Below are 26,308 nucleotides of genomic sequence, written 5' to 3' on the forward strand. Positions count from 1 at the left end.
GGTGTCCCGGTTGACCGCGGCGCCCCTCGGGACCCTCAGTCGCGCTGGAGTTCGTGGCGCAGGACGTCCAGGTCGGAGCCGCCGGCCATCTGCGCGGTCAGCTCGTCCAGGGTGATCTCGTCCCGTGTGTGATTACCCACCATGGTGCCGCGGCGCAGCAGTACGAACCGGTCGCCCACCAGGTAGGCGTGGTGCGGGTTGTGGGTGATCAGGACGACGCCCAGGCCCTCGTCGCGGGCGGCGGCGACGTACTTGAGGACCACGCCGGACTGCTTGACGCCCAGGGCCGCGGTCGGCTCGTCCAGGACGAGGACCTTGGCGCCGAAGTGGACGGCGCGGGCGATGGCCACGCACTGGCGTTCGCCGCCGGAGAGAGTGCCGATGGGCTGGTCGACGTCGCGCAGGTCGATGCCCATGCGCAGCAGCGCCTCGCGGGTGGTGCGGCGCATCAGGGCGGTGTCGAGGCGCTTGAAGGGGCCGGTGCCCGTGCGGGGCTCGGAGCCGAGGAAGAAGTTGCGCCAGACCGGCATCAGGGGCACGACGGCCAGGTCCTGGTAGACGGTGGCGATGCCCCGGTCCAGGGCGTCGCGCGGGGAGGCGAGGCGGGTTTCCTCGCCCTCGATGCGCAAAGTGCCGCCGTCGTGCTGGTGCAGTCCGGCGATCATCTTGATCAGGGTGGACTTGCCCGCGCCGTTGTCGCCGAGGACGCAGGTGATCTCGCCCGCGTGCACCTGGAGGGACACGCCGTCCAGGGCGCGCACATTGCCGTAGTGCTTGCCGACGCCGGACAGCTCGACCAGGGCGGGCGCCGCCGCCGTCGGGGTGGTCTCGTCCGTCGTCCCGGCCGTCGTCCCGGGCGTCACGTCGTCCGTCATGTCGTCGCCTCCGCGCGCTTGCGGACCCAGGCGTTGAGCAGGGTCGCGAGGAGCAGCATCGCTCCGAGGAAGAACTTGAACCAGTCGGGGTTCCACTCGGCGAAGACGATGCCCTTGCTGGTCATGCCGAAGATCAGGGCGCCCACGGCGGAGCCGATCGCGCTGCCGTAGCCGCCGGTGATCAGGCAGCCGCCGATGACGGCGGCGATGATGTAGATCAGCTCGTTGCCGACGCCCTCGCCGGACTGGACGGCGTCGAAGGAGAAGAGCAGGTGCTGGCCGGAGATCCAGGCGCCGAACGCGACACCCATGTAGAGGCCGATCTTCGTCTTCGCCACCGGCACGCCGACCGCGCGGGCCGCGTCCTCGTTGCCGCCGACCGCGAAGATCCAGTTGCCGACGCGGGTGCGCAGCAGGATCCAGGAGCCGACGGCGACCAGGGCGAGCCACCACAGGATGGTGATCTTGAAGTCGACGCCGCCGACGCTCACCGTGGAGGCGAAGACGGCGCGGGCGCTGGAGAAGCCCTGCATGTCGGCGATGGTCTTGGTGGAGACCGTGCCGTCGATCAGCTTGGTGAAGCCGAGGTTCATGCCGCACAGCATCAGGAAGGTGCCCAGCGTGATGATGAAGCTGGGCAGCCCGGTGCGGGTGAGCATGAAGCCGTTGAAGGCGCCGATGGCGAGGCTGACCAGCAGGGAAACGCCGACGCCGACCCAGGTGTTCGCGGTCATCTGGTAGCTGAACATCGAGGAGATCAGCGCCGAGGACGTCACGAGGACACCGGCCGACAGGTCGAACTCGCCGCCGATCATCAGCAGCGCCACCGGTACGGCCATGATCCCGATGGTCGAGGAGGCGTACAGGACGGTGCTGAGGCTGGAGGCGCGCAGGAAGCCGTCGGCGATGAAGGCGAAGAAGAGGAAGACCGCGAGGGCGCCGACGACGGAGCCCAGCTCGGGGCGGGCGAGGAGCTTCTTCAGCGGAGAGGTCCGCAGGATCCGCTCGTCGGCCACCGGCACCTCGGTCTTCCGTTCGACCGCGTTCCGCTCGGGGGTCCGCTCGGCGGTCATCGGGTGCCCCGCTCGGTGTACGCCTTCAGCGTGGCCGCCTGGTCCTTGGTGATGATCTGCGGGCCGGTCAGCACCGGCTTGCCGCCGCCGAGGACGTCGCCGTTGTACTTGTAGGCCCACAGCAGGTCGATCGCCTCGTAGCCCTGGAGGTAGGGCTGCTGGTCCACCGCGAAGCCCAGGGTGCCGTTCTGGAGCGAGGTCGCGACCTGCGCGTTGAGGTCGAAGGTGTCCACCTCGGCCTTGCTGCCCGCGTCGTTCTTCGCCTTCACGGCGGTGTCGGCGTAGGGCGCGCCGAGGGTGACGACGCTGTCCAGGGACTTGTCGGCCTGGAGCTTGGCCTCGATGGCGGACTGCACGTCGGGCATGTTCGTGCCGTTGACGTAGAGCTTCTGGAGCTTGCCCTGGAAGGTCTTGGCGACGCCGTCGCAGCGCTGCTCGTGGCCCACGTTGCCCTGCTCGTGCAGCACGCACAGGGCCTTCTTCCTGCCCCGCTCGTTCAGCTCGTCGCCGACGGCCTCACCGGCGATGGTCTCGTCCTGGCCGATGTGGGTGAGCGCGCCGAACGCCTTGGACTCCTGCGAGCCGGAGTTGACCGTGATCACCGGGATGCCGGCCTTCTCGGCGCGCTGGACGGCGGCCTTCATGGCGTCGGGCTTCGCCAGGGTGACGATGATGCCGTCGACCTTCTTGTCGACCGCCGCGTCCACCAGCTGGGCCTGCTGCTGGGCGTCGTCGTCGTGCGAGTACAGGAAGTTGATGTTGTCCTTGACGGCGGCCTGCTTGGCGCCGCTCTGCACGATGTCCCAGAAGGTGTCGCCGTCTCCCGAGTGCGTGATCATCGCGAAGGTCCAGCGGGGGGTGTTCACCGCCGACCTGCCCTGGGCGACGGCGGCCTTGCGGGCGTCCTCGGCCCGCTTCCCGCCGGTGCTGCTGCAGCCCGCCAGGCACACCGAGAGTGCCCCTGCGAGCGCCATGACTGCCCAGGTCCGAAACCGTGCCACGAGGCCGTGCCCTTCTCGCTGTCTCCAGCTGACTCTCAGCTGTCCTTGCTCCGATGTGCGGATGGGGCGGGCGACCTCACCGTGGGTGTGTCCCGGCGGCGATCTCACCAGCCCCAAACACTTCAGTATCGGTCACCGGGGCCGGCGGGCGGACGGCCGGGGAGGAGATTCCGGTCACCTTGTCCGGACAATGCGACGAACGACCGAGGCGTTCAGGGCCGTACGAGCAGCTGGAAATCGAAGGCGTAGCGGCTCGGGCGGTAGGTGTGGTCGCCGTACTCGACGGCGCGGCCGGTGTCGTCGTAGGTGGTGCGGCACATGGTGAGCAGCGGGGCGCCGTCGGCCTCGCCGAGCCGCTCGGCCTCGGTGGCAGTGGCGCCGCGGGCGCCGATCGACTGGCGGGCGCTGTGCAGGGTGATCCCGGCGGCGCGCAGCAGCCGGTACAGGCCGGTGGCCTCCAGCTGGGCGGTGTCCAGGTCGAGCAGGCCGGGCGGCAGATGGTTGATCAGGTAGGCGATCGGCTCGCCGTGCGCGAGCCGGAGCCGTTCGACGCGGTGGACGTCGCCGCCCTCGGTGGTCCCGAGCGCGGCCGCGATCTCGGCGGTGGCCGGGACGACCGTGTTGACCAGGACCTTCGTCGTGGGGCGCCGGCCGGCCGCCGCCAGGTCGTCGTAGAGGCTGCTCAGTTCCAGCGGGCGCTTGACCCTGCTGTGCACGACCTGGGTGCCGACGCCCCGGCGGCGCACCAGCAGCCCCTTGTCGACCAGGGACTGGATGGCCTGGCGGACGGTGGGCCGGGACAGGCCGAGCCGCGCGGCCAGCTCGATCTCGTTGCCCAGCAGGCTCCCGGGGGTCAGGCTTCCGTGCTCGATCGCGGCCTCCAGCTGCTGGGACAGCTGGAAGTACAACGGCACCGGCGAACCGCGGTCCACGCGGAGTTCGAGCGCGACGGTCGGGTCCACATCTGGTTTCGGCACGGGCCCGAGCGTAGCCGCGTGCGCAGTTGACGGGAAGTCGTGAAGTCCGGTTGTCCTGACATATGAATTGACAGGGGGCGGGCCGCGCCGTCACTTTGTTTCCATGCGCATCGGGGTCATCGGTACGGGCCGCATCGGCACCCTTCACGCGAACACCCTCAGCCGCCACCGCGAGGTCGGCTCGCTGATCCTCACGGACGCCGATCCGGCGCGGGCGCAGCTGCTCGCGCACCGGCTGGGCGAGACGGCGGCGCCGGGGGTGGACGAGATCTTCCGGTGGGGCGTGGACGCGGTGGTGATCAGCACGGCGACCGCGGCCCACGCCGAGCTGATCGGCCGGGCGGCGCGCTCGGGGCTGCCGGTCTTCTGCGAGAAGCCGATCGCCCTGGACCTGCCGGGCACGCTCCAGGCGCTCGCCGAGGTGGCGACGGCCGGGACGGTGCTCCAGATGGGCTTCCAGCGCCGCTTCGACGCGGGGTACGCCGGGGCGCGCGCGGCGGTGCGCGCCGGGCGGCTCGGCCGGCTGCACACCGTACGGGCCCTGACCTGCGACCAGTCCCCTCCCCCGGCCGATTGGCTGCGGCTGTCCGGCGGGCTGTTCCGGGACACGCTCATCCATGACTTCGACATCCTGCGCTGGGTGACGGGCCGGGAGGTCAGCGACGTCTACGCGGCCGGTTCGGACACGGGATCCGCGATGTTCCGCGAGGCGGACGACGCCTGTACGGGCGCGGCGCTGCTCACCCTGGACGACGGCACCCTGGCCACCGCGACCGCGACCCGCGTGAACGGCGCGGGCTACGACGTCCGTATGGAGCTGGCCGGGGAGCGCGACACCGTGGTGGTCGGCCTGGACGACCGCACCCCGCTCGCCTCCACCGAACCGACCGGGCCACCGCCCGCCGACAAGCCCTGGACCGGCTTCCTGGAACGCTTCGCGCCCGCGTACGAGGCCGAGCTGTGCGCCTTCGTGGAGGTGCTGCACGGCGAGCGCGCCAACCCCTGCGACGGCCACGAGGCCCTCCAGGCCCTGCGGATCGCCGAGGCGTGCGAGATCTCGCGGCGGGAGCGGCGGGCGGTGGCGATGGCGGAGATTCCGGCGGCGCCCGCACCCACGGCCGGGGGCGGCTGAGAGGCCGTACGGGAGGCGGTCGCGGGGCGGTCGTACGACGGTAAGGCGCGAGCCGTACGGCCGGGTGCGAGCCGTACGGCGTCCGCGTTCACGCCCGCGTCGTACGGCCGCCCGCCGCTCCTCCCCCCTACCAGCGCACCGGCAGGGTCCGCAGGCCGCGCATCAGCATGCCCGGCAGCCACTCGTCGTGCGGGCCGTCCAGGGCGAGGCCGGGGGCGCGCTCCAGCAGGGCGGAGAGGGCGACGCGGCCCTCCAGGCGGGCCAGGGGTGCGCCCAGGCAGTAGTGGAGGCCGTGGCCGAAGGCGAGGTGGCCGCGGGTGTCGCGGCGGATGTCGAAGCGCTCGGGGGCGGGGAAGCGGGCGCCGTCGCGCTGGGCGGCGGTGAGGCCGACCATCACGTGCTCGCCCTTCTCGATGCGGACGCCCCCGAGCTCCAGCGGTTCGGCCGCGTACCGGAACGTGGCGTTCTCCACCGGGCCCTCCCAGCGCAGCGTCTCCTCGACCACGCCGTCGATCAGGCTCATGTCGGCGCGCAGGGCGGCGAGCTGATCGGGGTGGGTGAGCAGGGCGAGGACGCCGTTGCCGATGAGGTTGACCGTGGTCTCGTGGCCCGCGATGAGCAACAGGAAGGCCATGCCGCGCAGCTCCTCGGCCGAGAGCCGGTCGCCGTCCTCGGCGGTGGTGCGGACCAGGTCGCCGAGGAGGTCGCCGGTGACCCCGGAGCGGCGCTTGTCCTCGATCAGTTCGGTGAGGTACTCGCCGAGCCGGTCGATCGCCTCGCGCTCGGACCCGTGGTCGGTCGGGGCGACCACCTGGGTGGAGATCTTGCGGAACTCGGTGCGGTCCATCTCGGGGACGCCGAGCAGTTCGCAGATGACGGTGAGGGGCAGCGGGTAGGCGAGGGCGGCGATGAGGTCGGCGCGGCCGGCGCTGCCCGGCGACAGCATCTCGTCCAGCAGCTCGTCGGTGATCCGCTGGACGCGCGGGCGCAGTTGCTCGACCCGGCGCATGGTGAAGGCCCGGGTGACGAGGCCGCGCAGCCGGGTGTGCTGGGGCGGGTCGGTGGCCAGCAGATCTCTGCCGATCAGCTCCTGGTCGAGAAAGGTCACGCCGATCTTCGTGCCGTCCTTGGCGAGCCGGGGGTCGGCGAGGGCGGCGCGCGCCTCCTCGTACCCCACGACGAGCCAGGTCTCGTAGTCCTCGTCCGCGTGGGGTATCCGGATCCGGTGCACCGGGCCCCGCTCGCGCAGCATGGCGTACACCGGATGGGGGTCGCGCCGGAACGCGTCCCCGAACTCCCCCAGATCCACTGCCTGTCGGTCCATGACTCCCCTTCCGGACTCCCCCCGAGGCCGTCCGGGCGCATCCCGGTGCCTGGAGAACGCGCACGGTGGCCGCATGGTGCCCGGCCGCGCGGAAATGCCGTGCGGAAAGCGGGAGATGGCCGGAAACGATGTGCCGGGCGGCCGGACACGGCTCGCCCCGCGGCCGTCACGTGGGGTGGGGCCGCGGGGCGGGGCTCGGTGCGGATCAGCTGTTGTCCGGCGGTGGTTCAGCAGTCGAAGTCGATCAGGTCGAACGTCTCGTAGTGGTCGGAGGTGTAGTAGTCCTCCTGGCTGCGCTCACCGGTGATGATGCGGCGGGTGCCGCGGGTGGGGGCGCCGGGGGTCACCACGGTGTACTCGTGGTAGTAGCCCGAGGACCGGCTGGGCAGGACGCCCTCGCGGTTGGAGAAGACCGTGCCGTCCTGCGAGTAGGGATAGGGGCCGCCCTGGGCGATGAGGTCGAGGGTGTCGTCGGCCTGCGACGGCAGGTCGCTGTGGCAGATGCTGCCGACGGAGGCGGCGGAGACGACGGACGCGTCCGCCGTGGTGGCGGAGACGGTGCCGCCGACGAGGAGTGCGGACAGGACTGCGGCAGCGGCGCCGATACGAGCGGCGCGTGGGGGGATTCGCATGCCGCCATGATGACGCGCGTAGACAAGGACATGTCAACGACAACACCGTGGAATTCCCCCGCAGGTAACCGTGTTTTTCAACGAGTTCACCTTCCTCCTCGGGAGGCCCACAAGAAGGTCACATATAAGCCACCGAATGTGCGGTGCGCCACCGGTCGTGCGCCGGGGTCACTCCACCGCGGCCAGCAGGTCGCGCACCGCCGCACTCGTCCGCTCCAGGTCGCCGGTGGCGAGGAGGTCCAGCAGGGCTCCCCTGAGGGCGGCGAGCACGAACGTGCGCTGGGCCAGGCCCGCTTCGGTGTCGCGCACCCCGGGCCCCTGGCTGGTGGCGAGCAGGGCGAGCCAGTCCCCGACCGTGTCGCTCGCGAATCCGGCCCAGGGGCCGTCGGGCTCCACGAGGGAGCGGGCGTAGCTCTCGACCCAGAGCGTCAGCAGACCGCGGTGGGCGTCCTCGGACAGCCAGCGCCACAGCTCGCGGGCGACCGGCCCCAGCCCCGCCGCCGGATCGCGCGCGGCCGCGAGCCGTCGCAGGGCGGCCAGCTCATCGGCCCTGGCCCGCGCCAGCAGGGCCCGGACCAGGCCGTCCTTGCTGCCGAACAGGTACAGCAGCACCCGCGGGGAGGACTTGATCTCCTCGGCGAGCGGGCGCAGGGACAGACCGGCCAGGCCGCTGCGCAGCGCGTGGGCGTACGCCGCCTCCAGCAGTTCCTGCCGGCGCGGAGAAGGGGTTGCTTCGGATCGGGCCACCCGGGTTAGTGTACTGAAACAGTCGTTTCAGTGAGAGGTGGGTGGTCCCGATGGCGACGGAACACGAGGTGGTCGTCCGTCCGCTCGGCCGGCCCGGGGACCTGGGCTGGGTGGTGATGGCGCACGGTGAGCTGTACGACCGGGAGTTCGGCTGGGACGCGGACTTCGAGGCGCTGGTCGCCCGGATCGTCGCCGACCACACCCGCGCGGCGGGCCCGGGACCGCGGGCGGCGTGGATCGCCGAGGTCGACGGGGCGCGGGCCGGCTGCGTCTTCTGCGCGCCCGGGGACGACGAGGGCACCGCGAAGCTGCGCCTGCTGCTGGTGGACCCCGCCGCGCGCGGGCTCGGTCTCGGCACCCGTCTGGTCGAGGAATGCCTGCGCTTCGCGCGCGAGGCCGGGTGCGGGGCGATCACGCTGTGGACCAATGACGTACTGAAGACGGCCCGCCGCATCTACGAGGCGCACGGCTTCGAGCCGGTCGCGGCGGAGGCCCACCACAGCTTCGGCCACGACCTGGTCGGCCAGACGTGGCGGCGCGCTCTGTGACCTCCCCGCGCACGCGGACTCTCGGCGCTCACCCCGCGTGCGTGGAGAACAGGCCGCCCGTCGGGCCCTGCTTGTCGCCGCCCTGGGCCTTCTTCAGGGCGTTGGCCAGGCTCTCGATGGTCAGGGACTGGAGGATGACGCGGCCGTTGCCCTCCAGGGTGGCCAGGGAGAGGCCCTCGCCGCCGAAGACGGCGTTCATGACGCCCTGACGGTTGAGGCCGCCCACGCGCTGGACGCCGTACTGGATGCCCTCCTCGAAGGCGACCACGCAGCCGGTGTCCACCTCGATGCGGCCGCCGAAGTCCGCCGGATCGAGGTCGATGAAGTTGCCCGCGCCCGCGATGATCACGGTGCCGTGCCCGGTGAACTTCTCCAGGATGAAGCCCTCGCCGCCGCTCATGCCGGTGCGGCCGCCCGCGAAGGCGATGCCGAACTCCACCGAGGACTCGGCGGCCACGAACGCGTCCTTCTCGGCGAACCAGGCGCGGTGCCCGTCGAGTTCCAGCGCGCGCATCTCGCCGGGGAGCACGCCCGCGAAGCCGACCGTGCCCTGGCCGCCCTGCGCGGTGAAGTACTGGAAGGCCAGCGACTCGCCCGCGAGCATCCGCTGGCCCACCTGCATGGCGGTGCCCATGGCCTGGCGCAGCAGGCCGCCCATGCCGCCGCTGCCGCCCTGCTGCCCGCCGCTCCCGGAGGGGCCGGACAGCCGGGTCTCCATGGTCACGTTCGTGGTCTTGAACAGGAACTTCCCGGCCTCGCAGTACACGGTCTGGCCGGGGTTCAGGTTGACGACCGCCATCTGCATGGCGTTGCCGACGATCTCTTGCTGAAGGGTCACGTCCGAAAGAACGCGGGAGGAGGGGGGAAGAGTTCCGGGGCGGCGCGCGTGGCGTGGCTCACCTTCCGGTGATCGCCGCCGGTGCCCCGGCCCGGGACGGTCGCGCGGCCGGGGGCAGGGTGCCGTCGACCGGGTCGTGGTGGATGCGGTCGGGCGGCAGGGCCAGCGCGGTCAGGCCGTACACCGTGGCGGTGACCATCATGGGCGGGCCGCTGACGTAGGCGGTGTGGCCGGACCAGTCGCCGCGCCGGGCCACCGCGTCGGCCACCGAGCCGCTCTCGGCGGCGCCGGACTCCTCGCCGATCACCGGCACGACCCGCAGCCAGGAGCAGCTCTTCTCCAGGCGGGCGAGGGCGGCGGTGTCGTACAGCTCGTCCAGGGTGCGGGCGCCGACGAACAGGTGGGTGCCGCGGTGCAGGGGGCTTTGGGACAGCTCTTCGAGCAGGGCGCGGGCGGTGGCCCAGCCGGTGCCGCCGGCCACGATCAGGACGTCCCGCGCCGGGTCGCCGTCCAGGACCATGGAGCCCTGGGCGGGGCCGAGGCGGAGCTGGTCGCCGGCGCGGGTGCCGGTGACCAGCGCGTCGCTGACGCCGCCGGGGGCGGTGCGGCGGACGTGGAACTCCAGTTCGCCGTCCGGGCGGGGCGCGCAGGCGATCGAGTACGGCCGCCAGGTCAGCGGCAGCAGCGGGGTCTGGATCCGGGTGTACTGGCCGGCCTCGTAGGGGAACGGTTCCGCGGGGCGTACCCGGAGCACCGCGAGGTCGGGGCCGCGCAGCTCGTGGGCGGTGACCGTGCCGTTCCAGTACGGCGGTTCGGCCAGCGCGCCCGCCGCGCCGTCCACCATGGCCGTGACGGCTAAGCGCACCATGCGCAGCCACGCCTGTTCCATCTCCTCGCTCCAGCGCGCGCCCGCGCTGCGCCGCAGGGCCTCGGCGAGCGCCTGTTCGAACACCTCGAAGTGCACGGGCTGGACGCCGAGTTTGCGGTGGTCGCGGCCGAGCCGGGCGCAGAAGTCGGCCACCTCCTGCGGCCGGTCGAGGTGTTCGATCAGGTACCAGAAGGCCCGTTCCAGATGGACCCGCTGGAACTCCATGGAGTCGGGGAAGAGCGAGCGCAGATAGGGGTGGCGCTCGAACATCGCGTCGTAGAGATGCCCGATGAGCTTGGCGAAGGGGGTGACCAGCGGCAGCTGGCGGGTGATGATCCGCTGGTCGGCGGCGCCGTCGTACGGCTGCCCGTGAGCGGCTCGCGCACCGGCCCGCCGGGTTCCCGTGCCCGCGTCCGGACGGGCGGACGGGGACAGGAGCTGCTGGCGCAGGCGCATCGCGTCCCGCCGGGCGAGGAGGGCGTGGTACTCGTCGTGGCCGTCGCTTCTGGTGGTGTTCACGGACTGGCTCTCTCCCTGCGGTACGTCGCGCGCCGCCCGCCCGTGCCCGGCCCCGTACCCGGCGGTCGTCGGCGCGCCCTCTCGGCGCCGTCTTCGCGTGGCCCGCGCGGTGTGCCTGGTCATGGCGCCGCGCAACTCTCCTGCGCCGTGCGCGAGTTCACCGCTGGAAGAAGACGGTGGCGGTGGACCCGTGCCTCACGGCGCCGGAGGTCCGGCCGGAAGACGAGCCAGTATTGCACCGCGGGCCCGGCGCCGTCCGGCCCTGTCCGATGGGGCCGTTCGGCCCTGTTCACCCCCCACCACCTGCTGGTTCGCTGTACGGGCGGCACGCACCGCGGACAGCACGAGGGGCGGGCGCCCGCCTCCCCGCGGTGCCCGCCCCTCGATCCGTGTGACGGTGTGTCAGCCGCCCAGTTCCTGGTGCCGCGCGGCCAGTCGGGCCGTCCCGGCCTCGGTCGGGGAGCCGTACAGGCGCAGCCGGGAGATGCCGCCGTCGGGGTAGATGTCGATGCGCGCGTGGGTGCCGACGGCCGCTTCCGGCAGCACGAACCGGTGGTTGGTGTCGGGCTGGAGGCGGGTGCGGGGCAGGATCTCGCGCCACTCGCCGTCCTCGCCGTCGCGCACCGAGACCGATGCCCAGCCCGCGCTGTTGCCCTTGAGGTACGCGGTGTCGATCTCGACGGCGCCGATGCGGGACTGGGTGCCGAGCCGGTAGCGGATCCAGTCGTGGCCCCGGTCGCGGCGGCGCCGGGTCTCCCAGCCGTCGTCCATCTTGCGGGAGCGGCCGGGCTGGATGGTGTTGGTGGCCGGGGAGTAGAAGCGGTCGGAGGCGTCCTCGACGCTGCCGCCGTTCTCCAGGGCGACCACGTCGAAGGTGCCGAGCACCGCCAACCACGCGGGATCCGGGACGACTTCGCCGTACACGCGCAGCCGGGCGATGCCGCCGTCGGGGTGCTGGCTGACGCGCAGGTGGGTGAAGCGCTGCTCCACGGAGACGGCGAAGCCGTTCGCGGCATGGCCGCCGACGGGGGTGCGCGCGAGGAGGGTCGTCCACTTCACGTCGTCGCCGAGCAGCTGCGCGGGCGAGGGCGAGCCGGGGACCGAGGCGGCCTCGACGGAGACGGCCTGCGGGTAGTTGCCGCGGAAGTGGGCGGTGTCCACCACGATGCCGCGGATCACCCCGGGGGCGCCGAGGCGGATCAGGGCCCAGTCGTGGTCCTCGGCGGTGGGCCAGGGGTCCTCGGTGCTGGCGCCGCGCCGGCGGCGGGTCTCCCAGCCGTCCATGATCTTGCCCTTGTGCCCGAAGTGCTCGGGGTCGAACTCGGCGCGCTCGGGCACCAGCAGGTTCTCCCGCTGGGCGAAGAACTCGTCGTTGGCGGCGACGACACCGGCGCCGAGGCGGCGGTCGGCGAGGTTGGCGTACTGGGTGAAGGGGAAGTCGGCGGTGCGGTAGTCCGCGTACGGGTCACCGCCTCCGTAGGGGTGCGCGTCGCCGGTAAAACCTGATGTCGCCGTCACGGTGATCAGTGCTTCCTCTCGGGAGTCGGGGTCGGCCGGATGGGTCTGCGGGTCACCCCGTGGCCGGGGCCGTGGCTCAGGGGCGGTCGAGCAGCGTGCCCTTCGGCGGGGTGAACTCGCCGTCGGCGACGATGCGTCGGCCGCGCAGCCAGGTGGACCTGACGACGCCGTGCAGGGTGCGGCCCGCGTACGCGGTGACCCGGTTGCGGTGCTGGAGTCCGGCCGGGTCGACGGTGAAGGTCTCCTCGGGGGCGAGGACCGCGAAGTCGGCGTCGCGGCCGGGGGCGATGGCGCCCTTGCGGGCGTCGAGTCCGACGAGGGCGGCGGTGCGCGCGGACATCCAGCGCACGACGTCGTCCAGGGTGTGGCCGCGCCTGCGGGCCTCGGTCCACACGGCGGAGAGGCTGAGCTGGAGGCCGGAGATGCCGCCCCAGGCGGTGGCGAAGTCGCCGGTCTTCAGGTCGGCCGTGGAGGGCGAGTGGTCGGTGACGACGCAGTCGATGGTGCCGTCGGCGAGCGCGGCCCACAGCAGGTCCTGGTTGGCGGCCTCGCGGATCGGCGGGCAGCACTTGAACTCGCTGGCGCCGTCGGGGACTTCCTCGGCGGTGAGGGTGAGGTAGTGCGGGCAGGTCTCCACGGTGATCCGGACGCCGTCGGCGCGGGCGGCGCGGATCAGCGGCAGCGCGTCGCCGGAGGACAGGTGCAGGACGTGCACCCGAGTGTCCAGGCGGCGGGCGTGGGCGATCAGCGCGGCGATGGCGGTATCCTCGGCGTCGCGGGGGCGCGAGGCGAGGAAGTCGGCGTAGCGGGGGCCGCCGTGCTGCGGGGCGGCGGCCAGGTGGTGCGGGTCCTCGGCGTGCACGATCAGCAGGCCGCCGAAGCCGGCGATCTCCGCGAGGGAGCGGGCGAGTTGCTCCTGGTCGAGGTGCGGGAACTCGTCCACCCCGGACGGGGACAGGAACGCCTTGAAGCCGAAGACCCCGGCGTCGTGCAGCGGGCGCAGGTCCTTGACGTTGTCGGGCAGGGCGCCGCCCCAGAAGCCGACGTCGATGTGCGCCTTGTCCCGGGCCACGTCCCGCTTGATCCGCAGATGCTCGACGGTGGTGGTCGGCGGCAGGGAGTTGAGCGGCATGTCGACGAGGGTGGTGATGCCGCCGGCGGCCGCGGCGCGGGTGGCGGTCCAGAAGCCCTCCCACTCGGTGCGGCCCGGGTCGTTGACGTGCACATGGGTGTCGACCAGGCCGGGCAGCAGCGCGTCGTCGCCGACGTCGACCAGACGGGCGCCGGGCGGGACCTCGGTGTCGTACGGCAGTACGGCCGTGATCGTCCCGGCGGACACGGTGACCGTGGCGGCCCGTGTCCCCTCCGGGGTGATGACACGCCTGGAGCGCAGCACCAGTTCAGCGTCGGACACCCGGACCCCTTTCTGTACCGCCGTCGGACGCCCGGGTCTTCATGCCCGGGGAACGGGATATACAGCCACGAAACGGATTTCAACGTTCTGTTGAAGGAGTCTTCACTCCCGGTTCGGCGCCGTCAAGGGGCGTCCGCCCGGCGAGAGGGGGAGGGTGACACCCTGGACGTTTCCACAAAGCGGAATTAGAATTCCAGTAGACAGAATGTAGCTCCGCACAAGCGGGGAGTCAACCGTCCGCCGGGTAGGCTGCTGCCCTCCGTTCGCCCCGAAAGGAACGTGCCGTGCCGACGTCGAGCGCCAGCACCCCCGAATCCGCCAAGGCCTCCGGCGGTGGCGGGGTCCAGTCCCTTGAGCGCGCCTTCGACCTGCTGGAACGGATGGCGGACGCGGGCGGCGAGGTCGGCCTCAGCGAACTGTCCGCGACCAGCGGACTGCCGCTGCCCACCATCCACCGGCTGATGCGCACCCTGGTCGCCTGCGGCTATGTGCGCCAGCAGCCCAACCGGCGCTACGCGCTCGGCCCCCGGCTGATCCGGCTCGGCGAGTCGGCGTCCCGGCTGCTCGGCACCTGGGCGCGGCCGTACCTCGCGCGGCTCGTGGAGGAGACCGGCGAGACCGCGAACATGGCGCTGCTGGACGGCGACGAGATCGTGTACGTGGCACAGGTGCCGTCCAAGCACTCGATGCGGATGTTCACCGAGGTCGGCCGGCGGGTGCTGCCGCACTCCACGGGCGTGGGCAAGGCGCTGCTCTCGGCGGTGCCGGACGACGAGGTGCGGGCACTGCTGGGCCGTACCGGTATGCCCGCGGCGACGGACCGGACCATCACCACACCGGAGGGCTTCCTCGCGGCGCTGGCCGAGGTGCGGCGGCAGGGGTACGCCGTGGACGACAACGAGCAGGAGGTCGGGGTGCGCTGCCTCGCCGTCTGCGTACCGGATTCCCCGACGGCCGCGGCGATCTCCATCTCGGGCCCGGCGGGCCGGGTGACCGAGGACGCCACGGACAAGATCGTGCCGGTGCTCCAGCAGGTCGCGGCCGAGCTGTCCCGGTCGCTGGCGAGTTCCGGCATGTAGGGTCCCCGGGCACCGGTCCCGTCCGCCCTGCCGCCGGGGAAGGGGAGCCACCGATGCGAGAACCCGGGCCGCGCGACCTGTTCGACGCCGTCGCCCATACCGCCCGGCTCCGCGATGTCGAGCGGCACGACAACGCCACCCCGGACCGCCGGGAGAGCGCCGCCGAGCACTCCTGGCATCTGGCGCTGGTCCGCCGGCTGCTGCACGGCGAGTTCGAGCGGGAGAGCGGCCGGTCGCTGGACCTGGCGCGGATGATGAAGATGTGCCTGATGCACGACCTGGTGGAGATCGACACCGGCGACCCCTCGGCCTGGAGTGCGGGCGACCGGGACCAGAAGGCGCGGGCGGAGGAGGCCGTCGCGCGGCGGCGGTACGGCGCGCTGCCCGGTCCGCTCGCCGCCGAGTTCCCGGACCTGTGGCACGAGTACGAGGAGAGCGGCACCCCCGAGGCGCGTCTGGTGCGCGGGGTGGACCGGCTCGACCCGGCCCTGATGCGCCCGCTCACCGGTCAGGGCCGGCACGACATGCCGGCCGGCGCCGAGGCGCTGGACCGGCTCCAGCTGCCCCGGGTGGGGGTGCGCGGGACGCTGACCGCGCTGTACCGCCGCATCCGCGAACAGGCTCAGGAGCGGGGGCTGTTCGCGTCGGAGGAGTGATCCGGGCGGGGCAGCGACTCCTGGCCCCGGCGCGCGGGTTCCCCGAACAGGTCCACCGCCGCCCTGACCTCCCGCAGGGCCCCCGACAGGGCGCTCATCGAGCCGATGGCGCCCGCGAGCAGCAGCAGCGAGCCGCGCAGCCGGGGTATCTCCGGGGAGCCGCCGGAGGTCATGGCGGCGAGCGCGGCCAGTTCGTCCTCCGCTGTCGCCCGGTCCGGGAAGTCCGTGCGCAGAGCGGCCAGTTGGCGGCGTAACCGGGACACCGCCGTGCGCAGCTCCGTCACCCTCGGATCCTCTTCACCGCCGGTCACCGGCCTGTGCCCCAAGCTCCGCAAAGCAGCCCTCCCCAGGCAGCCACGCCGTCGTGCGCGGGCCAGTAAACGCCACCCGGCCCGGCGAGCGCCATGGGGCATGCCGAAATTCAGCCCGCGGAATCCTGAAAGCCGGGCCGCCGTCGGGTATGCAGGAGCCATGACGGACATCGAGGACCCCGCCGCCCGGGTCGCCGCTCTCGTGCTGGCCGCCGGGGGCGGCCGACGGCTCGGCGGACGGCCCAAGGCACTGCTGGAACACCGGGGGCGGCCACTGGTCGAGCACGCGGTGGGGGTGCTCCGGGCGGCCGGGGCCGGGCGTATCCATGTGGTGCTGGGCGCGCGGGCCGAGGAGGTGCGCGCGCGGGCGGACCTGGGCGACTGCGTCCTGGTCGACAACCCGCGCTGGGCCGAGGGCATGGGCTCCTCGCTGCGCGCGGGCCTCGCCGCCCTCGCCCGGACGGACGCACGGGCGGCCCTGGTCCTGCTGGTCGACCAGCCGGGCATCGGGCCCGAGGCGGTGGCGCGGGTCCTTGGGGCGTACGACGGCGAGAACGCGCTGGTCTCGGCCGCGTACGACGGGACGCGCGGGCATCCCGTGCTGTTCGGGGCCGCCCACTGGGCGGGGATCGCGGAAGCCGCCACCGGCGACCGGGGCGCCCGCGCCTACCTGAAGGCCCACGAGGGCGCCGTCCGGCTGGTGGAGTGCGCGGATGTGGCGCGGCCGTACGACATCGACACCGAGGCCGACCTGAGCCACCTCGAATGAACGGGGGTGTCGTCGGCCGGGATCGGTGGCACCCGGCGTCAGCTTGCCTCGACCCGGAGAATCTCGACATCAACAAACCATTGAAGTTCCACAATGAGGAAACTAGTATCCACTGCTCAGAAGCGTCCGGCCGCACAGCGGGCGCGATTCATCCCGTTCGTGCCACTTGGCACGTGGTGCCACCGCTGAAGGAAGTGACAGCTCATGTCCGCACCAGCGCCGTCCCCGCTGGCCATCGTCGACGCCGAGCCCCTGCCCCGGCAGGAAGAGGTCCTCACGGACGCGGCGCTCGCCTTCGTGGCGGAGCTGCACCGGCGGTTCACCCCGCGCCGTGATGAACTCCTGGCCCGCCGGGCCGAGCGCCGCGCCGAGATCGCCCGCACCTCCACGCTCGACTTCCTGCCCGAGACCGCCGCGATCCGCGCGGACGACTCCTGGCGGGTCGCCCCGGCCCCGGCCGCGCTGAACGACCGGCGCGTCGAGATCACCGGGCCCACCGACCGCAAGATGACCATCAACGCGCTCAACTCGGGCGCCCGGGTCTGGCTCGCCGACTTCGAGGACGCCTCCGCGCCCACCTGGGAGAACGTCGTCCTCGGCCAGCTCAACCTGATCGCCGCCTACACGCGGGACATCGACTTCACCGACCCGAGGTCCGGCAAGTCGTACGCGCTGCGACCGGACGAGGAGCTGGCCACCGTCGTCATGCGCCCGCGCGGCTGGCACCTGGACGAGCGCCATCTCGTGGCCGCCGACGGCAGTCAGGTGCCGGGCGCGCTGGTGGACTTCGGCCTGTACTTCTTCCACAACGCGCAGCGGCTGCTGGACCTCGGCAAGGGCCCGTACTTCTACCTGCCGAAGACCGAGTCGCACCTCGAAGCACGCCTGTGGAACGACGTGTTCGTGTTCGCGCAGGACTACGTGGGCGTCCCGCAGGGCAGCGTCCGCGCCACCGTGCTGATCGAGACCATCACGGCGGCGTACGAGATGGAAGAGATCCTCTACGAACTGCGCGACCACGCCTCGGGGTTGAACGCGGGACGCTGGGACTACCTGTTCTCCATCGTGAAGAACTTCCGCGACGGCGGGCCCAAGTTCGTGCTGCCGGACCGCAACGCGGTCACGATGACCGCCCCGTTCATGCGCGCCTACACCGAACTCCTCGTGCGCACCTGCCACAAGCGCGGCGCGCACGCGATCGGCGGCATGGCGGCCTTCATCCCCTCCCGCCGGGACGCGGAGGTCAACAAGGTGGCCTTCGAGAAGGTCCGCGCCGACAAGGACCGCGAGGCGAACGACGGTTTCGACGGTTCCTGGGTCGCCCACCCCGACCTGGTGCCGATCGCCATGGAGTCCTTCGACCGGGTCCTCGGCGACAAGCCGAACCAGAAGGACCGGCTGCGCGAGGACGTGCACGTGGCAGCCGCCGACCTGATCGCCGTCGACTCGCTGGAGGCGAAGCCGACGTACGCCGGTCTGGTCAACGCCGTGCAGGTGGGCATCCGTTACATCGAGGCGTGGCTGCGCGGCCTCGGCGCGGTCGCCATCTTCAACCTGATGGAGGACGCGGCCACCGCAGAGATCTCCCGCTCGCAGATCTGGCAGTGGATCAACGCGGGCGTCGAGTTCGAGAACGGCGAGAAGGCGACGCCCGAGCTGGCCCGCAGGATCGCCGCCGAGGAACTCGACGGCATCCGCGCCGAGACCGGCGAGGAGGCGTTCGCCGCCGGGCACTGGCAGGAGGCGCACGACCTGCTGCTGCGGGTGTCCCTGGACGAGGACTACGCCGACTTTTTGACACTGCCGGCGTACGAGCAGCTCAGGGGCTGAGCCCCCAGGGGTCTCCGGGTGGCTCGGGGTTCCGTCCCCGGGCCACCCTGGCGTCTGACCCGGGCCCGTCAGCGCAGATGGACCGCCCCGTCGTGCTCCACGGCCGGCTTGCCGTGCAGATCGGGGACCTGCTTCAGCCAGTCCGGGCGGCCCGCCTGGGTACGGGCGGCGCGGGCGGCCTCCTCGGCGGCGACCTGCTCGCGGCTCGGGAAGTCGGTGGGCAGCCACTCGGCCGACAGCCGCACCCGGGCCAGGAGGTGGCCGACGTAGGCGTCCCGTACGTCGTCGGGCGTGGCGAACCCGGCGTCCTCGGCCAGCCAGGCGTCCGGCACCTCGGCGACGATCGCGCGCAGCAGCTCCTCCGTGACGCGCGGGGCGAGTTCGGCGTCGGCGGCGCGGACGTCGGGGCCGTACGAACCGAGGGCGTGGTGGCGGAAGTCGTAGCGCTTGCCCGGGGCCGTGGTGTCCCAGCGGTGGTGGAAGACGAGGGCGGCGCCGTGGTCGATGAGCCACAGCCGGGGCGGCACGGTGCCGAGGGTGGGCCACACCATCAGGTTGGAGCTGTGCACGGTGCGGTCGACGTTGACGGTCAGCGCGTCCAGCCACACCACGCGGCCGGCCTCCAGCGGGTCCACCGGGAAGTCGCGGGCCAGCTCCGGGGTGAGGTCGCGGGCGCCCGGCAGACAGTCCATGCCGAGGTTCACGCCCGCGCTGGCGCTGTGCAGGTCGCGCACCTCCTGGTGCGGCTCCGCGGCGGCGACGGCCGGGTCGAAGTGCACGAGGACCAGCTCCGGGAAGCGCAGCCCGAGCGCGCGGGCCAGTTCGCCGACGATCACCTCCGCGACCAGCGCCTTGTGCCCCTGTGCCGAACCGGTGAACTTCACGACGTACGTGCCCAGGTCGTCGGCCTCGACGATCCCGGGGACCGAGCCGCCGGAGCGCAGGGGCTCGATGTAGCGGGTCGCGGTGACCTCTCTCAGCATGTCCCTACGTCACCAGCCTCTTCCGCCCTGCGTGCCACGGGGTGAGCATAGACCGAGGGGGGGGCTCGGCGCGCTCCTGCTTCGTGCCCTCAATAGGGCTGCGTCGCCACAATTCCCGCCTTCGCTGAAGCGATGACGTATGACATGTCTCTGCGTTTTTTGGTCCCGAACCAAGGGCCGTTCAGGCAATGCGCGGGCAGAATGGCAGGAGGAAAGGCGGCGGCGTTTCCGGCCTTCGCCCTTCACCGCTACTGGTCTACACCACACTACCGCCCGTTTCACGGACGACATATGATCATACGGACAGTGAGATCCATGACTCCGACCGGTGAGGGGATCCAAGGTGGCAGGTGATGGGGGGCCACTGAGATTCGATCTGCTGGGCGCGCTGGAGGTGTGGGAGGGCGGCAGCAAACTCCGTCTGGGCGGGGCGATCCAGGAGCGGGTGCTCCTCATGCTGCTGCTGGAGTCCGGCAAGATGCTGCCCGTCTCCCGGCTCGTCGAGGCCGTCTGGGACGAGGACCCGCCCGCGACCGCTCCCCACCAGGTTCGCAAAGCCGTCGCCGATCTGCGCCGGCGCATACCCGGCGGCAGCGAGACCCTGGTGACCGAGGGCCCCGGCTACCGTGTCGTGGTCACCGAGTCCCAGCTGGACCTGGCCGAGTTCGACGCCCGGCTGCGCACCGCGAAGGAAGCCCTGGCCGCCGAGAACCCCGCCCGGACCGTCGACGCGCTCCAGGCGGCCCTGGCCCTGTGGCGCGGCCCTCTGCTCTCCGGCGAGGGCACTCCGGTCATCCAGCGCGCCTCGGTCATGCTGGAGGAGCGCATGCTGGCCGCCGCCGAGCAGCTCTTCGACCTGCGGCTCGGCCTCGGCGAGTCCGCCGAACTCGTCGTCGACCTTCGCCAGTTCGTCCACCAGAACCCCCTGCGCGAGACCCTGCGCGGCCAGCTGATGCTCGCGCTGTACCGGTCCGGCCGTCAGGCCGCCGCGCTGGAGGAGTACGCCGAGGCCCGCCGGCTCCTCGGCGAGGAACTCGGCATCGACCCCGGCCCCGAACTGACCAGGCTGCACGAGGGAATCCTCCGGGAGAGCCCCGAACTCGCCGCCGCGCCGAAGTCCTGGGAAGCCCCCGTCGCCCTCCCGGCCGCCCCCGAGATCAAGGCGCCCGCCACCCTCCCGCACGACCTCGCCGACTTCACCGGCCGGGACCGTGAACTCCAGGAGTTATTGAGGTACGCGCGGCACGAGGACGGCCGGGCCACCCGGATCGTGGCCATCGACGGCATGGGCGGCAGCGGGAAGACCACCCTGGCGGTACGGGCCGCGCACCGGCTCGCCGCGGCCTACCCGGACGGCCAGATCCATATCGACCTGCGCGGATACACCCCCGGCGAGCAGCCCGTCACCATCGGCGCGGCCCTCGCCTCCGTGCTGCGCACCATGGGCGTACCGGGCCCCGGCCAGCAGCTGCCGGAGGACGACGCCGGGCGCGCGGCCCTGTGGCGGGCGACCCTGAGAAACAAGCGGGTCCTGGTCCTCGTCGACAACGCCACCGAAGCCGGAACGATCCTGCATCTGCTGCCCGCCTCCCCGGAGTGCCTCCTCCTCGTCACCAGCCGGGCCCGGCTGGTGGACCTCGACGGAGCCGACTGGATCTCCATCGGCCTGATGTCCCCCGCGGAGAGCGCCACCCTGATCGAGGACATCCTCGGCAGACAGCGGGTGTCCGCCGAGCCCGAGGCCGCCGCCGAACTGGCCCGCCTGTGCGGGTACTTGCCGCTCGCCCTGCGCATCGCGACGGCGCGGCTGCGCAACCGCCCCCGCTGGACCCTGGCCTACCTGGTCGAGCGGCTGCGGGACGAGACCCGGCGGCTGGACGAACTCAGCCTGGGCGAGCGCAGCATCGCGGCGACGCTGCGGTTGTCGTACCAGGCCCTGGACAAGGACTCCCGGACCGCCTTCCGGACCCTCGCCCTGCACCCCGGCGGGGACATCGACGTGTACTCGGCGGCCGCCCTGCTCGGCATGGACGTGCGGACCGCCGAGGACACCCTGGAACGGCTGCTCGACGTGCACCTGGTGCTGCAACCGGAGATCGGCCTGTACACCATGCACGACCTGGTGCGCAGCTTCGTCCGGAGCCTCGGCGGCGAGCCGGCCGCGCAGGACGACGGGGCCGCGGTCGAGCGGCTGCTCGACTACTACCTGACGGCCACCGAGGCGGCCTGCGAGGTGCTGTTCCCCGGGCGCAGGCGCCGGCCCACCGGGATCCCGCCGTCCACGGCCACGCTCCCGGACCTCACCCACGAGAAGCTGGCGCAGGTCTGGTTCTCCCGCGAGCACCCGGGGCTGCTGTCCCTGGTCACCCTGGCCGAGCGGTCCGGCCATGACCGGCACGCGGTGTGCCTGACCCGCAATCTCGTCTTCCACCTCAACGCACGCGGCCACCTCCAGGAGTTCGCGCAGCTGTGCCGTCTCGCGGTCACGGCCGCCCGGCGCCTGGGCGACCTGGACCTGCTCGGCGTCAGCCTGTCCAACCTGGGCGTCGCCTGCTGGAAGCTCGGCCGCTACGAGGAGGGCGTCAAGGTCGCCGAGGAGGGCCGGGACGTCGCCGCCCGGCTGGGCGACCGGCACACCCAGGCACACACCGAGAGCACGCTCGGCCTGTACAAGAGCCTGCTGGGCCGCTTCCCCGAGGCGCTCGCCCACCTCCAGTGGGCGATCACCTGTGAGCGCGAACTCGAATCGCCTCGCGCCGAGGCGGAGAGCCTCACCGCGCTGAGCGCCCTGTACGAGCAGTGGGGCAAGTACCAGGAGGCCGCCGAGGCGGCCCTGCGCGCGATGCGGCTCGCCGAGCAACTCGGGCGCCAGGGCGGGAGGTTGGTGGCGCTCACCGATCTGGCCCTGGCGCAGACGGGCCTCGGCGACTACGCGGAGGCCGATGAAACACTGGCCCTCGCCCGTCAGTTGTGCGACGAGTCGATGGACCAGGGCCATGTCGCGATGACGTTGGCGCTGTCGGCCGACATCGCCCAGCGCCTGGACCGGCCCAACGAGTCGTCCGGTTTCGCGGACCGTGCCCTGGCCCTCGCCCAGGCGGGTTCCTCGCCGCTGCGCCAGGCGAAGCTGGAGAATGTGATCGGCCGGGTGCTGCGGCGGAAGCAGGAGTACGCTTCCGCCCTCGCCCTGCACAGCAGCGCACATGAACTGGCGTCCTCCGTCGGCCACCGGGTCGAGGAGGCCTACGCCCTGGCCGGCCTGGCCGCCGCGGCGGCGGCACTGGGCGACGAACCGTGGGCGGCCGAGCAGGCGGCGCAGGCCGAGGAACTGTTCTCGGCGATGGGCATCCCCCCGAACGCCCGGCGCACCTGACCGCCGTACAGAGCTGACCGTCGTACCGCCGACGGTCCGGGAACCACACGCACCGTCGTACCGCCGACAGCCGGGAACTACGCGCCCACGACCGGGGTGGTGACGGTCGGGCCCTTGTCCTCGGCCGTCACGTGGTGGCCGTGCCGCTGCGTGTCCATGTGGCCTGCCTCGGCCGCCGCGGCGCCCAGCGCCAGCGCCACCACGGCCACGGCGATCCGGATCGAGTTGGTGAGCTTACGAGCCATGTTGTCCGCCCCCTGGAGTGTCTCCGGTCTTTCCGACACCTCGAATATGGAGACGGGCGATCCCGCGAGGATCCCGCTCCGTTACCGCCCGCGGGTAACGCCCGGAAACGGCCTCTGACCAGGGACGGAAGCGAATCCGGGAGGGTGGGACGGGAACGGACCGGCGGGGCGGGAACGAGCGGGTGGGGCGGGGGGATGCGGGTGGTGCGGATGAGTCGGTATCGGCTCGGTCCGTGCCCGGTCCGGCGGCCGTCACGGTCGTACCGCCGAGCCGGCACGACAGCGCGCGCGGGCCCCTGCCGGTGCGGACGACCACCGTGTGGGCGGGCCCGCTCTCGTGCTCCGTCATGTCGAGCAGGGCCCTGGCCGAGGAGTGCGGGACGACGCGGTCCGCCTCTGCGTGCTCACCTCACGGGAGGGCGCGCTCCAGGTGATGCGGACGACCTCGCGCACGCCGTCGCGGTACTACGCGGCCGCCCCGAACCGCAGCCCCTCCCCCCTGCTCCGTCCGCGACACGGCCGTCCGACCCCGAGCACGAGGCGGCCCTCGCCGTCACCCGCCGCCGGGACGCATGCTGAGCACCGGCCGCCGCCGGGGAGTGGTCGACCGGTATCCGACCCGCCCCCGGCCGGCACGACCGCGTCAGGCCGAACGAGGCAACGCGTATGGCGGTGCGGACTCCAGACAAACCGGACTCGTTCGCGAGCGGGATCAGTTGCCGCCCAGGGCGTGCGGGTGAGGGTGCCGGGTGGCCGGCCACCCGCGTGACAACCCTCACACGGGATCAGCCACTAAGGGTCCCGCATAGTAGGCGACTGTCCGATGACATATAGGATTTGTCCGTCTTGGCATCGACGCGAGCCGCTTCGGGAGCGACCGCTCCCGGAACGCGGGACACCTCTCCCTATTCGTCCCTGCGGGCGCCCTCCTGACGGGGCACCGGGTGACAGTGAACGTCGCGATCGCGAAGTCGGCACCTTCGCGGGCGTCTGACAAGAGGCCGTCGTGGCTACGAGGCCGGGTAGTAGGAGGGCTCGTTGCGGTCCTCTGCGGCCCGTGCTGAGACTGGGCGCTCGGCGATCACCGAGCGAGGTTCACACAATGGGCAAGCATCGCAAGACGCAGTATTTCCGGCGCATGGTCATCGGCGCCGTCGCGGTCGGCACGGTGGGCGTGCCGTCCGCCGCACTGGCCTGCGCGAACTGGCCGTCCGGTACGGCGGACCAGAGCGCGTCCGCCACCGGCGCCACCACTCTCGGGTCGGCGGACACGCCCGCGCCCACTACGGACACGGCCACGCCGGGACAGCCGGCGATACCCCGGCAGCCGGGCATATCCCTCGCCGTACCGAAGCAGCGGGCGCACCACCCTCACCCCCGCCATCTCGCGAAGACACCCGGCGCCCCGCTCACCACCGCCGCGCCGGCCGCCGCGCGGCCGAGCGGCACGCCCCCGGCCGCCCAGCCCGAGCAGACCGACGCCCCGGCGCCCGCCCCCACCGCGTCGAGCACCCCGACGACGGCCACGCCGTCCGCCACCGCCGCGTCCGGCGTCACCGCGCAGATCGTGCAGCTGGTCAACGCCGAGCGCGCGAAGGCCGGTTGCCGGCCGCTCACGCTCGACGCGAAGCTCACCGAGGCCGCGCAGGCGCACAGCGCGGACATGGCGGCCCACCAGAACATGTCGCACACCGGCTCCGACGGCTCCGACCCGGGCACCCGCATCACGCAGGCGGGGTACACATGGAGCGCGTACGGCGAGAACGTCGCGTACGGGTATTCGACCGCCGCCGAGGTCATGGCGGGCTGGATGTCCAGCCCCGGCCACCGGGCCAACATCCTCGACTGCGGCTACCAGGAGATCGGCGTCGGTCTCGCCCAGCCCGGCAGCTACTGGACACAGGACTTCGGCACGGCCCGGTAGCCGCCACCGCCTCTCCGGTGAGCCGTACGGACGCCGGGTCAGCGGCCGGCGAGCGGGTTGGGCAGCGGCCGATACCGCGCGTCCGCCCCGTCCGCGCCCGTCCACCGCAGCAGCAGGTTGGTCTTGCCCGGCAGGGTCGGCGAGCCGAGCAGGGCGGGGATCTCGGGCAGGTCGTGCCGGGCCAGTGACCGGCGCACGGCGGGCCAGGGGTCGTACCCGCGATGCCGCTCGGCCAGGGCGCCGGCGATCTCCATGAGGTGGTTGACGAGCAGGCAGTAGACCAGCCGCTCCCAGCCCGCGGCGCGCGGGATCTCCGTCAGCAGCTTGACGCCCTCGGCGTCCCGGAACAGCGCCTGTACGGGCATACCGGAGGCGTCCACCGCGACCAGGGTGTTCTGGAGATGCGCCTCCAGGACGACCCCGTGCGCGTCGAACGCGGTCAGCGCGGGCGGCACGACCTGCCCCAGGTACGCCTCCCACCAGGCGGCGGGGTCGGCGGTCGCGGCGAGCGGGCTGCCGTCGAAGCCCTCGGCAAGTCCCGCGGCGAGCAGTGGCACGGCGCCCGGCAGCAGATGGTCGCGCAGCCCGTCGCGGACCACCACGGCCAGCTCCTCGTACGCGAAGGACGCGGTGCGATGGCCCCGGTCGGCGAGCCACGCGGCGGACATGCCCGTCGTAGCGGATGCCCCCGTCGTAGCGGATGCCCCCGTCGTACCGGATGCCCCCGTCGTGGCGGTCGCCCCGGTCGCGGCGGGCGCCCTCATCGCGGTGAAGGCGCGCCCCGCGGCGCTGTCGGTGCGGCACAGCCGCCGCAGGTCGTGGCGCCAGAGCCGGCGGATGTCGTTGGTGATCCGCACGTCCAGGCTGAACTTCAGGAACAGGTCGGCCCGCGGCTCGTACACCGTGCGGATCGCGGCCGTCGGCCAGGTGTCGAAGGGGGTCGTGCCCAGCCGTACGAGACGGCCGTCGGCGAAGGCGGGGGCGAGGGTGTCGGCGACCAGGTCGAGCTGCCAGGGGTGGGCGGGCAGCAGCCGGTAACCGGGCGGGGCGCTGCCCAGGGCGTCCAGGGCGCGGGTGTCGCCCTCCTCGGCCACCTGGTCCTCGCGCACCCCGAGCAGCACCAGCGGGAAGCGGGCGTGCGCCTCCGGGGCGTACGGCAGCCAGGACGCGACCGGGCCGCCACCGCGCGCCTTGGGCGCCGGGTGGTAGGGGTGGCCGGTGATCAGGGACTGCTCGGAGCGCAGATAGGGGTCGGCGGGCGGAGCCGTACGCGCGCGGGCGGCGAGCAGCGCGGCGACGGCCTCACGGCTGTCGATCATCTCGGCGGGCAGGTCGCCGCCGGGCAGCCCGGTGTGCCGGCGCAGTTCCTCGGCGACGAGTTTGACCAGTTCGGGATGGCCGACGCGGTGCCAGGCGCCGGCCGTCAACACCTCGGGGTCGGCGGGGCGGCGGCCGGGGCGCACGCGCAGCAGCCGTCCGGTGTCGGGCAGCCGGTGGACCGGCCGCTCCCCGGGGGCGCCGGGCAGCGGCTCGGCCACCTCCCGGAGCAGGCAGTTGAGCAGGGGGGCGGCCGCATAGGCGTCGGCGAGCCGGCCGGGGGCGGCTGCGGGAGGCTTGAGGTCCACGCGATCCATTCGTTCTTCGGCGGCGTTCTTCTTCGGGCTTCGGTGGC

Annotated in this window: 23 protein-coding genes; 8 read left to right on the forward strand and 15 right to left on the reverse strand. The window is 72.6% G+C overall.

Going from position 1 to position 26,308, the window contains the following annotated elements:
• Nucleotides 1–35: 35 nt before the first annotated feature.
• The 4 genes from QHG49_RS07420 to QHG49_RS07435 form a co-directional block, all read right to left on the reverse strand.
• Complete coding sequence (locus QHG49_RS07420) at nt 36–875, reverse strand: ATP-binding cassette domain-containing protein (protein WP_301487988.1); 840 nt, start codon at nt 873–875, stop codon at nt 36–38.
• Entirely contained in the window at nt 872–1,948 is a 1,077-nt protein-coding gene (locus QHG49_RS07425; protein ID WP_145486399.1) for an ABC transporter permease, read from the reverse strand. Before QHG49_RS07425 ends, QHG49_RS07420 begins: the two co-directional genes overlap by 4 nt.
• Complete coding sequence (locus tag QHG49_RS07430; protein WP_301487990.1) at nt 1,945–2,949, reverse strand: sugar ABC transporter substrate-binding protein; 1,005 nt, start codon at nt 2,947–2,949, stop codon at nt 1,945–1,947. Before QHG49_RS07430 ends, QHG49_RS07425 begins: the two co-directional genes overlap by 4 nt.
• 212 nt (nt 2,950–3,161) lie before the next feature.
• Nucleotides 3,162–3,911 carry a GntR family transcriptional regulator gene (locus QHG49_RS07435; RefSeq protein WP_301492733.1) on the reverse strand — a complete coding sequence of 250 codons (750 nt, stop codon included), beginning with the start codon at nt 3,909–3,911 and terminating at the stop codon, nt 3,162–3,164.
• A 118-nt stretch (nt 3,912–4,029) separates the two neighbouring features.
• On the opposite strand from QHG49_RS07435, the gene QHG49_RS07440 reads away from it, so the two are divergent.
• Entirely contained in the window at nt 4,030–5,058 is a 1,029-nt protein-coding gene (locus QHG49_RS07440; protein WP_159706220.1) for a Gfo/Idh/MocA family oxidoreductase, read from the forward strand.
• 127 nt (nt 5,059–5,185) lie between these two features.
• Here QHG49_RS07440 and QHG49_RS07445 read toward each other — a convergent pair whose 3' ends face one another.
• From QHG49_RS07445 to QHG49_RS07455, 3 genes are all read right to left on the reverse strand, one after another.
• Nucleotides 5,186–6,382 (reverse strand): cytochrome P450, encoded by a 1,197-nt coding sequence (locus tag QHG49_RS07445; protein ID WP_301487992.1) that lies wholly within the window; start codon nt 6,380–6,382, stop codon nt 5,186–5,188.
• A 227-nt stretch (nt 6,383–6,609) separates the two neighbouring features.
• Entirely contained in the window at nt 6,610–7,014 is a 405-nt protein-coding gene (locus tag QHG49_RS07450; RefSeq protein ID WP_159706216.1) for a ribonuclease domain-containing protein, read from the reverse strand.
• A 168-nt stretch (nt 7,015–7,182) separates the two neighbouring features.
• On the reverse strand, nt 7,183–7,761 hold the full coding sequence (locus QHG49_RS07455; RefSeq protein ID WP_301487993.1) for a TetR/AcrR family transcriptional regulator: 579 nt from the start codon (nt 7,759–7,761) through the stop codon (nt 7,183–7,185).
• Nucleotides 7,762–7,811: 50 nt separating this feature from the next.
• Here QHG49_RS07455 and QHG49_RS07460 point away from each other — a divergent pair, with 50 nt between their 5' ends.
• On the forward strand, nt 7,812–8,309 hold the full coding sequence (locus tag QHG49_RS07460) for a GNAT family N-acetyltransferase (protein WP_301487995.1): 498 nt from the start codon (nt 7,812–7,814) through the stop codon (nt 8,307–8,309).
• Nucleotides 8,310–8,337: 28 nt separating this feature from the next.
• On the opposite strand, the gene QHG49_RS07465 is transcribed toward QHG49_RS07460, so the two are convergent.
• The 4 genes from QHG49_RS07465 to allB form a co-directional block, all read right to left on the reverse strand.
• On the reverse strand, nt 8,338–9,147 hold the full coding sequence (locus tag QHG49_RS07465) for an AIM24 family protein (RefSeq protein WP_159706210.1): 810 nt from the start codon (nt 9,145–9,147) through the stop codon (nt 8,338–8,340).
• Between the two features lie 58 nt (nt 9,148–9,205).
• Nucleotides 9,206–10,534 (reverse strand): globin domain-containing protein, encoded by a 1,329-nt coding sequence (locus QHG49_RS07470; RefSeq protein WP_301487998.1) that lies wholly within the window; start codon nt 10,532–10,534, stop codon nt 9,206–9,208.
• Between the two features lie 402 nt (nt 10,535–10,936).
• Nucleotides 10,937–12,052, reverse strand: coding sequence for an allantoicase (gene alc, locus QHG49_RS07475; protein ID WP_301488000.1), 1,116 nt, complete (start codon nt 12,050–12,052; stop codon nt 10,937–10,939).
• A gap of 76 nt (nt 12,053–12,128) precedes the next feature.
• Complete coding sequence (allB, locus tag QHG49_RS07480) at nt 12,129–13,466, reverse strand: allantoinase AllB (protein WP_301488002.1); 1,338 nt, start codon at nt 13,464–13,466, stop codon at nt 12,129–12,131.
• A 284-nt stretch (nt 13,467–13,750) separates the two neighbouring features.
• Here allB and QHG49_RS07485 point away from each other — a divergent pair, with 284 nt between their 5' ends.
• Both QHG49_RS07485 and QHG49_RS07490 read left to right on the forward strand, forming a co-directional pair.
• Nucleotides 13,751–14,545, forward strand: coding sequence for an IclR family transcriptional regulator (locus tag QHG49_RS07485; protein WP_145486408.1), 795 nt, complete (start codon nt 13,751–13,753; stop codon nt 14,543–14,545).
• 53 nt (nt 14,546–14,598) lie between these two features.
• On the forward strand, nt 14,599–15,201 hold the full coding sequence (locus QHG49_RS07490; RefSeq protein ID WP_301488006.1) for an HD family hydrolase: 603 nt from the start codon (nt 14,599–14,601) through the stop codon (nt 15,199–15,201).
• On the opposite strand, the gene QHG49_RS07495 is transcribed toward QHG49_RS07490, so the two are convergent.
• The gene (locus tag QHG49_RS07495) at nt 15,168–15,614 is read right to left on the reverse strand and encodes a DUF5955 family protein (RefSeq protein ID WP_301488008.1); all 447 of its coding nucleotides are present in this window, start codon (nt 15,612–15,614) and stop codon (nt 15,168–15,170) included. The two genes, QHG49_RS07490 and QHG49_RS07495, sit on opposite strands and share 34 nt — an antisense overlap.
• Before the next feature lie 58 nt (nt 15,615–15,672).
• On the opposite strand from QHG49_RS07495, the gene QHG49_RS07500 reads away from it, so the two are divergent.
• Together QHG49_RS07500 and aceB are read left to right on the forward strand one after the other, a co-directional pair.
• Nucleotides 15,673–16,281, forward strand: coding sequence for an NTP transferase domain-containing protein (locus QHG49_RS07500; protein ID WP_145486411.1), 609 nt, complete (start codon nt 15,673–15,675; stop codon nt 16,279–16,281).
• A gap of 204 nt (nt 16,282–16,485) precedes the next feature.
• Nucleotides 16,486–18,111, forward strand: coding sequence for a malate synthase A (gene aceB, locus QHG49_RS07505; protein ID WP_301488011.1), 1,626 nt, complete (start codon nt 16,486–16,488; stop codon nt 18,109–18,111).
• Nucleotides 18,112–18,179: 68 nt separating this feature from the next.
• Here aceB and QHG49_RS07510 read toward each other — a convergent pair whose 3' ends face one another.
• Complete coding sequence (locus QHG49_RS07510; protein ID WP_159706202.1) at nt 18,180–19,094, reverse strand: HipA family kinase; 915 nt, start codon at nt 19,092–19,094, stop codon at nt 18,180–18,182.
• A gap of 343 nt (nt 19,095–19,437) precedes the next feature.
• Here QHG49_RS07510 and QHG49_RS07515 point away from each other — a divergent pair, with 343 nt between their 5' ends.
• Entirely contained in the window at nt 19,438–22,467 is a 3,030-nt protein-coding gene (locus tag QHG49_RS07515) for a BTAD domain-containing putative transcriptional regulator (protein ID WP_301488014.1), read from the forward strand.
• 77 nt (nt 22,468–22,544) lie between these two features.
• Here QHG49_RS07515 and QHG49_RS07520 read toward each other — a convergent pair whose 3' ends face one another.
• Entirely contained in the window at nt 22,545–22,712 is a 168-nt protein-coding gene (locus tag QHG49_RS07520) for a hypothetical protein (protein ID WP_301488016.1), read from the reverse strand.
• Nucleotides 22,713–23,814: 1,102 nt separating this feature from the next.
• On the opposite strand from QHG49_RS07520, the gene QHG49_RS07525 reads away from it, so the two are divergent.
• The gene (locus QHG49_RS07525) at nt 23,815–24,636 is read left to right on the forward strand and encodes a CAP domain-containing protein (protein WP_301488019.1); all 822 of its coding nucleotides are present in this window, start codon (nt 23,815–23,817) and stop codon (nt 24,634–24,636) included.
• A gap of 38 nt (nt 24,637–24,674) precedes the next feature.
• Here the strand turns inward: QHG49_RS07525 and QHG49_RS07530 are convergent, their stop codons facing one another.
• Nucleotides 24,675–26,270: an IucA/IucC family siderophore biosynthesis protein gene (locus tag QHG49_RS07530; protein ID WP_301488021.1), complete on the reverse strand. Its 1,596-nt coding sequence runs from the start codon at nt 26,268–26,270 to the stop codon at nt 24,675–24,677.
• Nucleotides 26,271–26,308: the final 38 nt, after the last annotated feature.

Origin of the sequence: Streptomyces sp. WP-1 (assembly GCF_030450125.1) — a bacterium.
Taxonomy (GTDB): Bacteria; Actinomycetota; Actinomycetes; order Streptomycetales; family Streptomycetaceae; genus Streptomyces; species Streptomyces incarnatus.

Bases quoted from the DNA above. Each gene is read 5' to 3' on its own strand.
- QHG49_RS07420 (WP_301487988.1), bottom strand. From the start codon at position 875: ATGACGGACGACGTGACGCCCGGGACGACGGCCGGGACGACGGACGAG.
- QHG49_RS07425 (WP_145486399.1), bottom strand. From the start codon at position 1,948: ATGACCGCCGAGCGGACCCCCGAGCGGAACGCGGTCGAACGGAAGACC.
- QHG49_RS07440 (WP_159706220.1), top strand. From the start codon at position 4,030: ATGCGCATCGGGGTCATCGGTACGGGCCGCATCGGCACCCTTCACGCG.
- QHG49_RS07445 (WP_301487992.1), bottom strand. From the start codon at position 6,382: ATGGACCGACAGGCAGTGGATCTGGGGGAGTTCGGGGACGCGTTCCGG.
- QHG49_RS07450 (WP_159706216.1), bottom strand. From the start codon at position 7,014: ATGCGAATCCCCCCACGCGCCGCTCGTATCGGCGCCGCTGCCGCAGTC.
- QHG49_RS07460 (WP_301487995.1), top strand. From the start codon at position 7,812: ATGGCGACGGAACACGAGGTGGTCGTCCGTCCGCTCGGCCGGCCCGGG.
- QHG49_RS07490 (WP_301488006.1), top strand. From the start codon at position 14,599: ATGCGAGAACCCGGGCCGCGCGACCTGTTCGACGCCGTCGCCCATACC.
- QHG49_RS07495 (WP_301488008.1), bottom strand. From the start codon at position 15,614: ATGCCCCATGGCGCTCGCCGGGCCGGGTGGCGTTTACTGGCCCGCGCA.
- QHG49_RS07500 (WP_145486411.1), top strand. From the start codon at position 15,673: ATGACGGACATCGAGGACCCCGCCGCCCGGGTCGCCGCTCTCGTGCTG.
- aceB (WP_301488011.1), top strand. From the start codon at position 16,486: ATGTCCGCACCAGCGCCGTCCCCGCTGGCCATCGTCGACGCCGAGCCC.
- QHG49_RS07510 (WP_159706202.1), bottom strand. From the start codon at position 19,094: ATGCTGAGAGAGGTCACCGCGACCCGCTACATCGAGCCCCTGCGCTCC.
- QHG49_RS07520 (WP_301488016.1), bottom strand. From the start codon at position 22,712: ATGGCTCGTAAGCTCACCAACTCGATCCGGATCGCCGTGGCCGTGGTG.
- QHG49_RS07525 (WP_301488019.1), top strand. From the start codon at position 23,815: ATGGGCAAGCATCGCAAGACGCAGTATTTCCGGCGCATGGTCATCGGC.
- QHG49_RS07530 (WP_301488021.1), bottom strand. From the start codon at position 26,270: ATGGATCGCGTGGACCTCAAGCCTCCCGCAGCCGCCCCCGGCCGGCTC.